A 13,594-nucleotide genomic window follows, 5' to 3' on the forward strand; every position below is an offset into this window, starting at 1 on the left:
TCAGGCACCTGCCCCCGCCATCGTGGGATGCAGCACGACCTTCGTCCAGCCGTCATCCCGCTTGTCGAAGTGTTCGTAGGCCTCTGGCGCCTGGTCCAGGGGCAGCTCGTGACTTACGATGAACGACGGCTCGGCCTTGCCCGCGGCGATCAGGTCGCGCAGTTGCCGGTTGTACTTCTTGACCGGTGCCTGGCCGCTGCCGATGTGCTGGCCCTTGAACCAGAACATGCCGTAGTCGAAGGCGAGTTTGCCCTGCTTGGCCAGCTCGTCGTTGGCACCAGGGTCCTGGGGCACGAAGACTCCGACGTTACCGATCTTCCCCGTGAAGCGCACCGAGGCGACCAGCCGGTTCATCGTCAGGTTCGGCTGCTCCTGGCCGTCGGGCTCGTGGGCCTGGTAGCCGACGCACTCGCAGCCGTTGTCCGCGCCCAGCCCCATCGTCTCGTCGAGCACGGCCTGTACGGGATCGACCTTCGAGTCGTCGATGGCGATCGCTCCGATCGACTCGGCCAGCCGCAGCCGGTCGGGGTGGCGGTCGACGACCATCACCTTGCTCGCGCCCCGGATGGTCGCCGAGAGGGCGGCCATCAGCCCGACCGGGCCGGCGCCGTAGATGACCGTCTGGTCGCCGGGCTGTACGCCGGCCAGCTCGGTGGCGTGATAGCCGGTCGGGAAGATGTCGGCGAGCATCACGTAGTCGGTCTGGCGCTCCTCGGCGTCCGCCCCGAGCCGCAGACAGTTGAAGTCACCCCAGGGCACCCGGAGAAGCTCGGCCTGCCCGCCGCCGTACGGGCCCATGTCGGCGAAGCCGTACGCCGCGCCGGCCAGGTTGGGCTCCGGCTGGGCGGTCAGGCAGTAATTGGTGAGCTGACGCTCACAGTTCTTGCAGTGTCCGCAAGAGATGTTGAACGGCAGGACGACCCAGTCGTCCACCCGGACCTTGTCGACCCCGTCGCCGACCTCGACCACCTGGCCGAGGTTCTCGTGCCCGAACCAGCGGCCGGGCTCGAAGTCCGTCCGGCCCTCGTACATGTGCAGGTCCGAGCCGCAGATGTTCGCCGACGTGACCCGCACCAAGACGTCGGTCGGACGCTCGATCCGTGCGTCCGACACCTCCTTGACCCTGACCTGACCGGGTCCCTCGTACACCACTGCCTTCATGCTGCCTCCTCGTCGCCGATGCGCCCTACGCCGTGAACTTCGGTTTCCATTACAGGCAGCGTGGTTCGAGGATTGGTATCGGCAGAAATGCCGACCCGGCGGTCAGCAGGTGGTCCGGCGGTCGGAAGCCGGCCAGATGTAGGGGAGGTCGGTGGGCTCGTTGAAGAGGTTGCCGTAGTAGGCCGGGTCCTTGCGGAGCAGGGCCGAGCGGTGGCTGCGGTGGAAGGCGTTGTCGCCTAGCCATGGGGGTAGGTCACCGGCTGCTGCCAGGGCTGTTTGGGGGCGGACGGTGGTGACGTCGCAGTGGTTGGCCAGGTCGGTTCGAAGGGTTGGTTCGCAGGTGTCGGGGTGGCCGGTGGTGGTCCAGGCCGAGCAGATTTCGAGGCCGTAGCGGACCAGGGCTTCCTCGTAGCCGGTCCACATCTTTACGGCTGGATGGTGGCGCCAGCCGTAGTTCGCGATGGTCAGGCCGCGGAGGATCTGGATTGTTTCCACTCGTTGTTTACCGAGGCGCTGGGGGTCGAGTACGCGCGCGGTTGCGGCGAAGTCGGGGTAGGGGAGGAAGGACTGCATGGGGTTTCTGTCCGCTGGGGGAGAGGTCAGAGTTCGACTGTTTCGTTGGTGGCGGGGAAATTGTCGGGGTTGCGGGTGATGGCTGCTCGGGCGGCGCCCAGGAGGCGGACTGCTTTGCTGCTTGGGCCTTCCCAGTACTCCGCACTGTCGGCGTGCACCTTGATGAGAACCAGTCCTTCGGTTTCCAGGCCGTCGGGGAACCAGGCTTTGAGGGGTGGGGACCACAGGTCTTCGGCTTTGGCTCGGTCGTGTACGAGTTCGGCGGTGCCTGAGATGGAGGTCCACTCGCTGCTTTTGTCGTTGGTGAAGCTGACGTTGATCTGCGGATCGATCACTATTTCCTGGGCTTTGGCGGAGTCGTCGTACGCGAAGAACCAGAGGTCTCCGTCGAATTCGGCTTCCTGGAGTGCCATCGGCCGGGCTACGTGCTTCCCGTCAGCGGTCATTGTCGTCAGCATGCAGATCTTGGCGCGCTTCACCAGTTGCGCGATGTGGCTGACCGGGGTGTCGGTTTCGGACATCTTGCGTGCTCCTCGCGACGATCGGGTCCCCGCCGTGGCCGGCGGACACCTCGCAGTACCCGGACGGCGGCCGGAGCATCACAAACTTATGCAAGGCGGGCGATGCTTGGCCTCATCAGAATGTTCGGGGCTGGCCACCATTCATGGGAGCTGCTGCGGCGCAGCGGACGCCGAGAGGTCCGCGTCGGCGAGATTCTCTGCGCATCAGATCGGGCGAGGACAACTCAGTCGGTCCTCGCCTCGTCCGACCGAAGCTGATTGGGCGGCATTCTGAGCCGGCGGCGCCACCTTCGCCCGTAGGCGGCGTCGTGGGGGAGATCGGCGGAGGAGCTGGTGGTCGGTGTGTCGATCTGGGGTTGACCCGTTCGACGTGAGAGTAAGTGGGCGACGACTTTCGATGAAGGAGTGCAGCGATGCGTTACATGATCATCAACAAGGCGGATGCGGACACCGAGGCTGGGCGGATGGTCAGCCAGGAGGTGGCTGAGGGGGTCGGCAAGGTGGTGGAGGACTTGTCGAAGGCCGGGGTGTTGTTGTTTGCCGAGGGGGTGCATCGGAGTTCGCTGGGGGCGCGGGTGAAGGTGGCCGGGGGTAAGCGGACGGTGACGGATGGGCCGTTCGCGGAGACCAAGGAACTGATCGGTGGCGTGATCGTCATCGATGTGCGGAACAAGGATGAGGCGATCGAGTGGGCTGCCCGGTTGGCCGCCGCGTTGGACGCCGAGGTGGAGGTCCGGCGCGTGGTCGAGGAGGCGGACTTCGGCCCGGACTCGGACCTCTTCCAGAAGTAGGAACTCCAAGAGCTCGGCAGGGAGAGGCAGCGACTCGGAGCGCCGGGTCGCTTGCCTTGACCCGGGGGGTGCTGTTCTATCGGTCGGGTGACGGTTACGGACACCCACGGGGCGATTGACGCGGTCTGGCGGATCGAGTCGGCGCGGATCATCGCCGGCGTCGCGCGGATCGTGCGGGATGTGGGGTTGGCCGAGGAGTTGGCGCAGGACGCGTTGGTGGCTGCGTTGGAGCAGTGGCCGGAGTCCGGCGTACCGAACAATCCCGGCGCCTGGCTGATGGCGATCGCCAAGCGGCGGGCGATCGACCTGATCCGGCGCAAGGAGACGTACCAGCGCAAGCTCGTCGAGATGGGGCATCAGCTCGAGATCGACGGGGAGAGCGTCGAGGACGACGTCGAGGCGATTCTCGAGGACACCATCGAGGACGATCTGCTCCGGCTGCTGTTCACCGCCTGCCACCCGGTGCTGACCACCGACGCCCGGGTCTCGCTGACGCTGCGGTTGCTCGGCGGGCTGAAGACCGACGAGATCGCGCGGGCGTTCCTGGCGCCCGAGTCGACGATCGCGCAGCGGATCGTGCGCGCGAAGCGCAACCTGGCCAAGGCGGAGGCACAGTTCGAGGTACCGACCGGTGATGAGCTGGTCAACCGGCTGTCGTCGGTGCTCGAGGTCATCTACCTGATCTACAACGAGGGGTACTCCGCGACCGCCGGTGACGACTGGATGCGCCCGACGCTCTGCAACGAGGCGATGCGGCTGGGCCGGTTGCTGGCCGAGCTGATGCCGAACGAATCCGAGGTGCACGGCCTGGTCGCGCTGATGGAACTGCAGGCGTCCCGGGCCAATGCCCGCGTCGGCCCGTCCGGCGAGCCGGTGCTGCTGCTCGACCAGGACCGCCGTCGTTGGGACCGCCTGCTGATCCGCCGCGGCCTGGAGAGCATCGATCGCGCCTGGTCGACCGAGGAACCACCTGGCCCGTACTTGCTGCAGGCTGCCATCGCCGCCTGCCATGCTCGCGCGGCCGAGGCCGAGGACACCGACTGGGCGCGCATCGCCGGCCTGTACGCCGTACTCGCCGAGGTCACCCCGTCGCCGGTGGTGGAGCTGAACCGGGCGGTGGCGATCTCGATGGCGTTCGGGCCCGAGCGCGGCCTCGTCGCCGTGGACGCGCTGCTCGACGAGCCGACGTTGAAGGACTATCACCTGCTGCCGAGTGTCCGGGGCGATCTGTTGTTCAAGCTCGGCCGGCTGGACGAGGCCCGGGCCGAGTTCGAGCGGGCGGCCGGGCTGACCCGCAACGAGCGGGAACGAGCCTTCCTCCTGAACCGAGCCGCGGCCTGCTGAACCGACCGCGGCCTGCTGAACCGAGCCGCAGCCTCGAAAACCCGGCCGCCCGGACCAGACTGATCACACGGCAGAAATTGCTTCGGCGGTTTTGTCGAAAGGCTGTCGGGGAGTTCGACGCAGTGATGAGGCCAGGTGAGCGGCACCGGGCTCGAGTGGTTCAGAGGAGCTCATGATGGAGAAGGTCATTTCTGCGGACGGCACCGCGATCGCCTACGACAAGCTGGGCGCGGGCCCGGCTGTCGTCCTGGTCTGCGGCGGATCCGTCGACCGGATGTCGAACGCCCCGCTCGCCTCGTTGCTGGCGGAGAAGTACACCGTCTACAACTACGACCGGCGCGGCCGGGGCGACAGCGGTGACGGCGAGGTCTACGAGATCGAGCGCGAGTTCGAGGACCTGGACGCGATCTTCGCGGTCGCGGGTGGCTCGGCCCACCTGTACGGAACCTCGTCCGGGGCCGCTCTCGCCGCATTGGCGACCGCCGCCGGCCGACCCGTGAACCGGCTGGCGCTGTGGGAGCCGCCGTACATCGTGGAAGGCACCCGCGAGCGGCCGCCGGCGAACACCGCCGACATCTACCGCGAGTTCGTGGCAGCGGGCCGGCGCGACAAGGCAGCGGAGTACTTCATGGCCGAGGTGGTCGGACTGCCGGCCGAGTTCGTCGCGATGGCGAAGGAGTCGCCATGGTGGCCGGCTCAGGAGGCCATCGCGCACACCCTCGCGTACGACGCGACGATCATGGGCGACTACTCCGTCCCGGTCGAGGCGCTCGCGGCTATCGCCGTACCGACCCAGGTGCTCACCGGCGGCGCCTCGGACGACTGGATGAAGGCAGGAAACGAGGTCGTGGTCCAGGCGCTCAGCGACGGCAGCCACCGGATCCTCCCTGGTCAACAGCACAACGTCGACGCCGGCGTCCTGGCGCCCGCTCTCAAGGAGTTCTTCGCATGACGAGCACGGTGACCTCCGCGGACGGCACGCCGATCGCGTACGACCGGATCGGCGAAGGACCCGCGGTGGTGCTCGTCGACGGCGCGTTGTGCAGCCGGGCGCAAGGGCCGATGCCCGATGTCGCGAAGGAGCTCGCGTCGCAGTACACGGTCTACACCTATGACCGTCGCGGGCGGGGCGACAGCGGTGATGCCGAGGTCTACGACGTCGAGCGGGAGGTCGAGGACCTGGCCGCGGTGATCGAGGCGGCCGGCGGTACGGCGTACGTCTACGGCTCCTCCTCTGGCGCGGCGCTCGCACTCCGGGCTGCTGCGCTGGGCCTGCCGATCAGCAAACTGGTCGCGTTCGAGGCGCCGTTCGTGGTCGACGACAGCCGTACGCGGGTACCGCGGACGTGGGCAGCCGACATGCGGGCACTGTCCGACGCGGGGCGTCCCGGCGACACGATCAAGTACTTCATGACCAAGGGCATCGGGCTGCCCGCGATCGTCGTCACGATGATGAAGCTGATGCCCACGTGGAAGAAGTTGAAGGCGGTCGCGCACACCTTGCCGTACGACGCGCAGGTCGTCGGCGAGAACGCGTTCGGTCAGCCGCTGGACGCTTCTCAATGGGCCGGAGTGGCGATGCCGGTCCTGGTCGTCGGCGGCGGGAAGAGCCCCGAGTGGATGCGTGCTGGGGTGAAGGCGACGGCAGACGCGGTACCAGGAGCGGCTCATCGGGAGGTTCCCGGGCAGACGCACATCATCAAGGCGACGGCGATCGCGCCGGTGCTACGCGAATTCTTCGGAGGAGGTGCGCGATGAGGTTCAGAACCGTGCTGGCCGGTACGACGAAGACCGGGATCGAGGTGCCGCCCGAGGTGATCGCGGCACTCGGGAGCGGCAAGAAGCCGGCCGTGAAGGTCACTGTCAACGGGTACAGCTACCGCAGTACGGTCGCGGTGATGGGCGGCAAGTTCATGATCGGGGTGAGCGCCGAGCGGCGCGCGGCGGCCGGGATCGAAGGCGGCGACGAGATCGACGTCGAGCTCGAGCTGGACACGGCGCCGCGGGAGGTCGCCGTACCGGCTGACTTCGCCAAGGCGCTGGATGGTGAACCGGCGGCGCGGAAGTTCTTCGACGGGTTGTCCTACAGCCAGCGGAGCTGGTTCGTGCTCGGGATCGAGGAGGCGAAGAAGCCGGAGACGCGGCAGAACCGGATCGTCAAAGCCGTCGAACGGCTGGCGAGCGGCCGGGGCCAGCGTTGATCAGCGGCGACCGCTTTGCGTCCGAAGAAACGGTGGGGTCACCAGTTCTCCGGACGCAAGAGGTCGTCAGGTGATCAGCCGACGGTGATGAGGCCGCCTGCGTTGCTGCGGGCGGCGTCGAAGCGCGCCTGCGCGTCCGCCCAGTTCACGACGTTCCACCAGGCCTTGACGTAGTCCGGCTTCACGTTCTTGTACTGCAGGTAGAAGGCGTGCTCCCACATGTCCAGCATCACGATCGGGATCTGCCCGGCGGGCAGGTTCCCCTGCTGGTCGTACAGCTGGTGGATTAGCAGCTGGCCCTGCAGCGCGTCCCAGCCCAGGATCGCCCAGCCGGAGCCCTGGATCGTGGTCGCCGCCGCGGTGAAGTGCGCCTGGAACGCGTCGAACGAGCCGAACGACTCGTCCAGCGCGGCCGCCAGCTCGCCGTCCGGCTTGTCGCCACCGTCCGGGGACAGGTTCTTCCAGAAGATCGAGTGGTTGACGTGGCCGCCCAGGTTGAAGGCGAGCGTCTTCTCCAGCCCGACGATCGAGCCGAAGTCGCCCCCTTCGCGAGCCGCCGCCAGCTTCTCGAGGGTGTCGTTGAGACCCTTCACGTAGGTCGCGTGGTGCTTCGAGTGGTGCAGCTCCATGATCTCGCCGGCGATGTGCGGCGCCAGCGCGCCGTAGTCGTAGCCGAGGTCGGGAAGCGTGTACGACGTGGTCAACTCTGCTCCTTCGTCAGGGCCCGTTGGGCCGATATCTGCCGGTGTCCTGGGTCAGCGACACCAGCTTGAAACTTCAACCACGGTTGAGGTCAAGTCGCCACGCGGCAAACAGCCCACGCGGGATGCCCTGACCAGTGCCCGGCGCCGCCTACTTCACACGGCGACTCCGGTCACCTCCCAGCTTCACATACTCCGAGGACGAGCTTCCCCTGGGTCCGACCCCCGGCCATCCGGCGCTGCGCCTCGGCGGCCTCGGTCAACGCAAAGACCTCTTCGACCTCGACGCGCACCTCGCCGGCCTCGACCAGGGCCGCGATTTCTCCGAGCGCATGCCCGTCCGGCTCCACCAGGAACGGCTCGGCTCGTACGCCGGCCTTCTCGGCCTCCGCGAGCAGCTCGGGAGAGGTCCCGGACGGTACTGCGACCAGCAGGCCGCCCGGTTTGAGCACCTTCAGCGACTGAGTCAGCGGATCGCGGCTGCCTCGGCGTGGCTCAGGTTCGCGGGCTTCCGCGCGAACTGCCTGGCGGGAGCGGTCACAAACTCGGCGTACGCGGAAGCCGCGCGCGGGAACCAGGGCATCCGTACACCTCGTCACCCACTGCCAACGTGTGGACGCCGAACCCGACCTCCTCGACCACCCCGGACACGTCCTTCGCAACGGGTTGGCTGGAAGCTATCTTCGGAGCCGTAGTTTCCCGCACGGACTGCTACTATCCATCGGGAAGTACTACCGCAGAGGAGCTCTTCGGTGACCGCCACCTGCTCGACCGGTGTCCACGACAAGCACGACGTGTACGCCGCGCAGTGCCCTTGTCGCGACGTCCTCCACCTGCTCGCCAACAAGTGGGCGGCCCTCGCGATCGGCGCCCTCGAAGACGGCCCGGTGCGCTTCGGCGAACTCCAGCGCCGTCTCCAGGGCATCAGCCCCAAGGTCCTCACCAGCACCCTCCGCCGCCTGGAGGACAGCGGCTTCCTGCACCGCGAGATCTACCCCGCGGTCCCCCTCCACGTCGAGTACTCCCTGACCGACCTCGGCCGCAGCGTCTCCACCCCGCTGGCCGCCCTCCGCACCTGGGTCGAGGACCACCTCCACGAAATCGCCTGACCGCTCAATCAATGCGGGCGCAAGCACCCTCCGCGGCCGAATAGACTGAGCGGTCTCGGAGAGTCGCCGAGGCCGCCGATCCCTGATCCCGAACCTGAGGTTGTTGTGGTGCTCACCATGCAGGACGCGCTGCTCGCGCTGACGAAGTACTGGACCGACCGGGGCTGCATGGTGGTGCAGCCGTTCAACACGGAGGTCGGCGCCGGCACGCTGAACCCGGCGACGATCCTGCGGGTGCTCGGTCCCGAGCCGTGGCGGGTCGCGTACGTCGAGCCGAGTGTGCGCCCCGACGACGCCCGGTACGGCGAGAACCCGAACCGGCTGCAGACGCACACCCAGTTCCAGGTGGTGCTCAAGCCGGACCCGGGCAACCCGCAGGAGCTGTTCCTGGCCAGCCTCGAGGTGCTCGGCATCGACATCGAGGCGCACGACATCCGCTTCGTCGAGGACAACTGGGCGAACCCGGCGACCGGTTCGTGGGGACTCGGCTGGGAGGTCTGGCTGGACGGCCTGGAGATCACCCAGTTCACCTACTTCCAGCAGGCCGGCGGGATGACGCTGGAGCCGGTGTCGGTGGAGATCACCTACGGCATCGAGCGGATCATGATGGCGCTGCAGGGCGTCTCGCACTTCAAGGACATCGCCTACGCGCCGGGCATCTCGTACGGCGAGGCGTTCGGCCAGGCGGAGTACGAGATGAGCCGCTACTACCTCGACGACGCCGATGTGGAAAGCCAGAAGCGCCTCTTCGAGGAGTATGCGAACGAGGCCCGCCGGATGCTCGACGCCCGCCTCCCGGTCCCGGCACACATTCTCGTACTGCGGTGCTCGCACACCTTCAACGTCCTGGACTCCCGCGGCGCGGTCAGTACTACGGAGCGCGCGAAGGCCTTCGGCCGGATGCGCGGCCTCGCCCGCGAAGTCGCCCAGCTGTGGGCGGAACGCCGGACCGAACTTGAGCACCCGCTCGGGATCGCCGAGTTGCCGGCCGCCGTACCGGTGCCGACCGAGTTCCCGGCGATGACCGGCACCCGGCAGTTGCTGTTCGAGATCGGCACCGAGGAGATGCCTCCGTCGGAGGTGACCAAGACGGCCGAGGCGGTCAAGGCGGCGCTGACCGAGAAGCTGGCCGCGACCCGGCTCGGTCATGGCGAGGTCACCACCTACGCCACCCCGCGCCGCGTGATCGCCTTCGTTGCCGCGGTCCAGGCCAGTGAGCCGGACGCCGAGCGGGTCAACCGCGGTCCGAAGAAGGCCGCGGCATTCGATGCCGAGGGCAACGTTACGAAGGCGGCCGCCGGCTTCGCCCGGGGCCAGGGCGTTGACGTCAGCGAGCTGCACGACCTGGAGGTCGACGGCGTCGAGTACGTCGCGGTGACCAAGCCCGACCCGGGACGCGGTGCCGCCGAAGTGCTCAGCGGCGTCCTGGCCGAGATCGTCAGCGGCCTGCGCTCCGACAAGAACATGCGCTGGAACGACGCGAAGTTGTCCTTCACCCGGCCGATCCGCTGGCTGGTGGCGGTGCTCGGTGACCAGGTCATCCCGGTCTCGGTGTCCACCCTGGCTGCCGGCCGGACCACCCGGGTGCTCCGGACCGCGGCCCAGCCGACGGTCGAGATCGCCGCCGCCGAGGGGTACCTCGACCTGCTCCGGATCCACGGTATCGAGGCCGACCCGGCCAAGCGGCGCGAGCGGATCATTGCCGACAGCAACCGGTTGGCCGCGACCGTCGGTGGCTCGGTCGACGTCGAGGCGGAGTCCGCGCTGATCGACCAGGTCGTCAACCTGGTCGAGGAGCCGACCGCGATCCTGGGCAACTTCTCACCCGACTACCTGGACCTGCCGGGCGAGATCCTCACCACGGTGATGCGCAAGCACCAGCGCTACCTGCCGGTGCGTGACGCGGACGGCAAGCTGCTGCCGCATTTCGTTGCCGTCGCCAACGGTTCGGTCGACGAGAAGACCGTCCAGGGCGGCAACGAAGGCGTACTGCGGGCCCGCTACGAGGACGCCGCGTTCTTCTGGCGCGCCGACTTGCAGTCCACGCCGGAGGCGATGAAGGAAGGCCTGGACAAGCTCGCGTTCGAGGAGCGGCTCGGCTCGATGGCGCAGCGGGCCGGCCGGATCGCGCGGATCGCCGAATCCCTGGGCCGCAGCGTCGGCCTCGAAGGCGAAGACCTGACGACGCTGCAGCGCGCGGCCGAGCTGGCCAAGTTCGACCTCGGCTCGCAGATGGTCGTCGAGCTGACCAGCCTGGCCGGCACGATGGCTCGCGAGTACGCGCGCCGGGCCGGTGAGACGGAGGCGGTCGCGCAAGCCCTGTTCGACATGGAATTGCCGCGCTCGGCCGGCGACCCGGTGCCATCGACGACGCCGGGTGCCCTGCTCGCGCTGGCGGATCGCTTCGACCTGCTCGCCGGGTTGTTCGCGATCGGTGCGAAGCCGACCGGTAGCTCGGACCCGTTCGCGTTGCGCCGGGCGGCCGCCGGGGTCGTCGCGATCCTGCGCGAGCACCCCGAGCTGCGTGCGATCACCCTGCCGGTCGGACTCGCCGCGGCCGCCGAGCAAATCGGTGCCCAAGGCATCGAAGTACCGGCCGAATCCCTTGCGGACGTGGCCGACTTCACCGTACGGCGGTATGAGCAGCAGGTGCTCGATCGTGGCGACGACCATCACCAGGTCGCCGCTGTGCTGCCGCTCGCCGAAGCGCCGGCGACGGCCGACGAGACGCTCGCCGAGCTCAAGCGGCAGGTGGCGTCACCGGGGTTCGCGCAGCTCGTCGCAGTACTGCAGCGGGTCCGGCGGATCGTCCCGGCCGAGACCAATGCGGTCTACGACTCCTCGAAGCTGACCGAACCGGCTGAGCTCGTGCTCCACGAGACGGTCCAGAAGGTCGGTACCGCGCCGGTCGCGCTGGGCGAGTTCGTGGCGGCGACCGAGGTCCTGGTCGAGCCGATCACCAACTTCTTCGAGGAGATCCTGGTGATGGCCGAGGACCGGGAGGTCCGGGCCGCCCGCCTCGGCCTGCTGGCCACCATCCGCGACCTGGCCGCCCCCGTCCTCGACTGGCAAGCCCTCGGCACCAGCCTCACCCAGGCAGACGTCAAGCCCGCCGAGGGTTCTCCAGCGACAGAGGCCGAGGGTTCTACAGAGGCAGAGTGAGGAGGGGAGCCAGGCGTTCGGCGATCAGGCGGTAGCCCTCGGGGCCGGGGTGGACGTCGTCGGCGTACAGGGCCTGTGCCTCTTCGGTGCTGAGGACGGTGCGTCCGTCGATCAGTTGGAGGTCCGGGTCCTGGCGGGTGCGGGCGCCGAGTTCGACGCAGGCGCGGATGTCGTCGAGGGTGAGGCCGAGGCCGTTCGGCTTGCCCTCCAGGTTCGGGGCGGGCAGTGGCGTGATCACCACGATCGGGGTGTGCGGGTGCCCCTCGCGCACGGTCGACAGGAACGCCTCGACCTGGCCCGGAAGCGTCCGCCCGCTGTAGGTTTCACCGCCGTAGATGTTGATGCCGAGGCACAACGAGATCAGCCGCGCCGGGGTGTCCCGGATGGTCCGCGCCGCGATCGGGTCGAGGTGGCACTCACCCGCGAAGCCGAGCATGACCAAGTCCCACTGGTGCTGGCGAGCGACCAACGCCGGCCAGGTCTCGGACGGCCCGTAGGCGCCTGTGCACTGGCTGATGGAACTCCCATAGGTGATCCAGCGCGGCCCGGCCGGCGGCTGCGGCACCGCGTCGCCGTCGAAAGCCACTTCCCGTACTGCGACCGCCCCCGCCTGTGGCAGCCAGATCTCCAACTCGACCGGTCCCGGCGGTAGCTCGACCCGGATCCGCTGCTCACCGGCCTGTACTTCGCACCGCTGGTGCAGCACTCCGCCGATGAGGAAGTCGACCGGTGCGACGATCGCGTCCAGACCCCCTGCGCCCCGGATCTCCAGGGTCACCGACGTCGCCGAGGTCTGCCAACGGGCGCGCACTCCGGCGGGAGTCGCGGCCCGGGCCCAGAGCCGGTGCCCCGGCCGCTCGGCATTGCCCGTCCAGTCGGTCAGCTCGAACGGCTGCTCGCGCGGATCGAGCCGCCAGAAGGTTGTCCAGCCGTCGGCGTCGACCTCACGAAACCGGTAGCCGGTCCACAGTGGCTCAGTTCCCATCCGCCGCCTCCGAAACAGATGCTGTTGATGGGACAAGCTATACCTATGACCGTGGACGAGCTCATCACGCCGGAGGCCGTGGCGGATCGATCGGAAGCCGTGGCACCGCGGCTGCGCGAGCATCTGCCGGTCACGCCGTTCGTCGGGTTCGGGGCGTTCAGCGAGGAACTCGGCGCCGAGGTCCTGGTCAAGTGCGAGCACCAGCAGCGGACCGGCTCCTTCAAGGCCCGCGGCGCGATGGCCAAGGTCCTGTCGCTCTCCGACGAGCAGCGCGAGGCCGGCGTGGTGACCGCCTCGACGGGCAATCACGGGCTCGGGGTGAGCAACGCGCTGGCGGCGCTCGGCGGCCGCGGCATCGTCTACGTCCCGGAGAACGCGTCCGCCAGCAAGGTCGCCGCGATCAAGCGGTTCGGGATCGAGGTTCGCAGCGTCGGCACCGACTCCGGCGCCAACGAGACGATGGCTCGCGCGGAGGCTCTGGACAAGGGGTGGACCTACATCTCGCCGTACAACGACCCGGACATCATCGCGGGGCAGGGGACGGCGGCGGTGGAGATGCTGGCGCAACTCGATGGCCGGCGGCTCGATGCCGTCTTCGTCGCGGTCGGCGGTGGCGGCCTGGTCAGCGGAGTCGCCGCGGTGCTCAAGCGGCATCGGCCGGACCTCAAGGTGTACGGCGCGTCGCCGGTCGGGGATGCCGCGATGGCTGCCTCGGTGCAGGCGGGCCGGATCGTCGAGGTGGACGGCAAGCCGACCCTTTCGGACGGTACCGCGGGCAGTGTCGAGCCCGGCAGCATCACGTTCGAGCTGTGCCGGTCCTTGGTGGACGAGTGGGTGCTCGTCGAAGAGGAGGAGATCAAGGACGCGCTGCGGATGGTGATCGACACCGAGCACCAGTTGATCGAAGGCTCGGCCGCCTTGGCGTTCGCGGCGGCGCGCGCACGGCGTACGGAAATCGAGGGGCAACGAGTGGCCGTGGTGTCCTGCGGCGGCAACATCTCGGCGAAAACCCTGGTGGCCGCGCTGAGCTGACGAAGTACTGTGTG

Annotated in this window: 14 protein-coding genes; 8 read left to right on the forward strand and 6 right to left on the reverse strand. The window is 68.4% G+C overall.

Annotated elements, in window-relative coordinates; all coding sequences use genetic code 11:
• From EV138_RS23710 to EV138_RS23720, 3 genes are all read right to left on the reverse strand, one after another.
• Positions 1–1,161: a glutathione-independent formaldehyde dehydrogenase gene (locus tag EV138_RS23710; protein ID WP_133980987.1), complete on the reverse strand. Its 1,161-nt coding sequence runs from the start codon at positions 1,159–1,161 to the stop codon at positions 1–3.
• 102 nt (positions 1,162–1,263) lie between these two features.
• A complete protein-coding gene (locus tag EV138_RS23715) occupies positions 1,264–1,734 on the reverse strand; it encodes an MSMEG_6728 family protein (protein WP_133980988.1) in 471 nt (156 codons plus the stop codon).
• A 26-nt stretch (positions 1,735–1,760) separates the two neighbouring features.
• Complete coding sequence (locus EV138_RS23720) at positions 1,761–2,255, reverse strand: pyridoxamine 5'-phosphate oxidase family protein (protein WP_133980989.1); 495 nt, start codon at positions 2,253–2,255, stop codon at positions 1,761–1,763.
• Between the two features lie 413 nt (positions 2,256–2,668).
• Here EV138_RS23720 and EV138_RS23725 point away from each other — a divergent pair, with 413 nt between their 5' ends.
• From EV138_RS23725 to EV138_RS23745, 5 genes are all read left to right on the forward strand, one after another.
• Positions 2,669–3,046: a YciI family protein gene (locus EV138_RS23725; RefSeq protein WP_133980990.1), complete on the forward strand. Its 378-nt coding sequence runs from the start codon at positions 2,669–2,671 to the stop codon at positions 3,044–3,046.
• A gap of 87 nt (positions 3,047–3,133) precedes the next feature.
• Complete coding sequence (locus EV138_RS23730; RefSeq protein WP_133980991.1) at positions 3,134–4,390, forward strand: RNA polymerase sigma factor; 1,257 nt, start codon at positions 3,134–3,136, stop codon at positions 4,388–4,390.
• A 175-nt stretch (positions 4,391–4,565) separates the two neighbouring features.
• Positions 4,566–5,342, forward strand: a complete 777-nt coding sequence (locus tag EV138_RS23735; RefSeq protein WP_133980992.1) for an alpha/beta fold hydrolase — start codon at positions 4,566–4,568, stop codon at positions 5,340–5,342.
• The gene (locus EV138_RS23740; RefSeq protein ID WP_133980993.1) at positions 5,339–6,148 is read left to right on the forward strand and encodes an alpha/beta fold hydrolase; all 810 of its coding nucleotides are present in this window, start codon (positions 5,339–5,341) and stop codon (positions 6,146–6,148) included. The genes EV138_RS23735 and EV138_RS23740 overlap by 4 nt, the downstream gene beginning before the upstream one ends.
• Entirely contained in the window at positions 6,145–6,591 is a 447-nt protein-coding gene (locus EV138_RS23745) for a YdeI/OmpD-associated family protein (RefSeq protein ID WP_133980994.1), read from the forward strand. The genes EV138_RS23740 and EV138_RS23745 overlap by 4 nt, the downstream gene beginning before the upstream one ends.
• Before the next feature lie 74 nt (positions 6,592–6,665).
• On the opposite strand, the gene EV138_RS23750 is transcribed toward EV138_RS23745, so the two are convergent.
• Together EV138_RS23750 and EV138_RS37700 are read right to left on the reverse strand one after the other, a co-directional pair.
• Entirely contained in the window at positions 6,666–7,295 is a 630-nt protein-coding gene (locus EV138_RS23750; protein ID WP_133980995.1) for a superoxide dismutase, read from the reverse strand.
• 170 nt (positions 7,296–7,465) lie between these two features.
• Positions 7,466–7,762, reverse strand: a complete 297-nt coding sequence (locus EV138_RS37700; protein WP_369410832.1) for a zinc-binding dehydrogenase — start codon at positions 7,760–7,762, stop codon at positions 7,466–7,468.
• 282 nt (positions 7,763–8,044) lie between these two features.
• Between EV138_RS37700 and EV138_RS23760 the strand changes: the two genes are divergently transcribed.
• Both EV138_RS23760 and EV138_RS23765 read left to right on the forward strand, forming a co-directional pair.
• Positions 8,045–8,401 carry a winged helix-turn-helix transcriptional regulator gene (locus EV138_RS23760; protein ID WP_133980996.1) on the forward strand — a complete coding sequence of 119 codons (357 nt, stop codon included), beginning with the start codon at positions 8,045–8,047 and terminating at the stop codon, positions 8,399–8,401.
• 117 nt (positions 8,402–8,518) lie between these two features.
• Complete coding sequence (locus EV138_RS23765) at positions 8,519–11,563, forward strand: glycine--tRNA ligase (RefSeq protein ID WP_238158445.1); 3,045 nt, start codon at positions 8,519–8,521, stop codon at positions 11,561–11,563.
• Here the strand turns inward: EV138_RS23765 and EV138_RS23770 are convergent.
• Positions 11,547–12,548: a GDSL-type esterase/lipase family protein gene (locus EV138_RS23770; RefSeq protein WP_133980997.1), complete on the reverse strand. Its 1,002-nt coding sequence runs from the start codon at positions 12,546–12,548 to the stop codon at positions 11,547–11,549. The two genes, EV138_RS23765 and EV138_RS23770, sit on opposite strands and share 17 nt — an antisense overlap.
• Positions 12,549–12,593: 45 nt before the next feature.
• Here EV138_RS23770 and EV138_RS23775 point away from each other — a divergent pair, with 45 nt between their 5' ends.
• Positions 12,594–13,580, forward strand: a complete 987-nt coding sequence (locus EV138_RS23775) for a threonine/serine dehydratase (protein ID WP_133980998.1) — start codon at positions 12,594–12,596, stop codon at positions 13,578–13,580.
• The last annotated feature ends 14 nt before the right edge of the window (positions 13,581–13,594 follow it).

This window comes from Kribbella voronezhensis (assembly GCF_004365175.1).
GTDB classification, from domain to species: domain Bacteria; phylum Actinomycetota; class Actinomycetes; order Propionibacteriales; family Kribbellaceae; genus Kribbella; species Kribbella voronezhensis.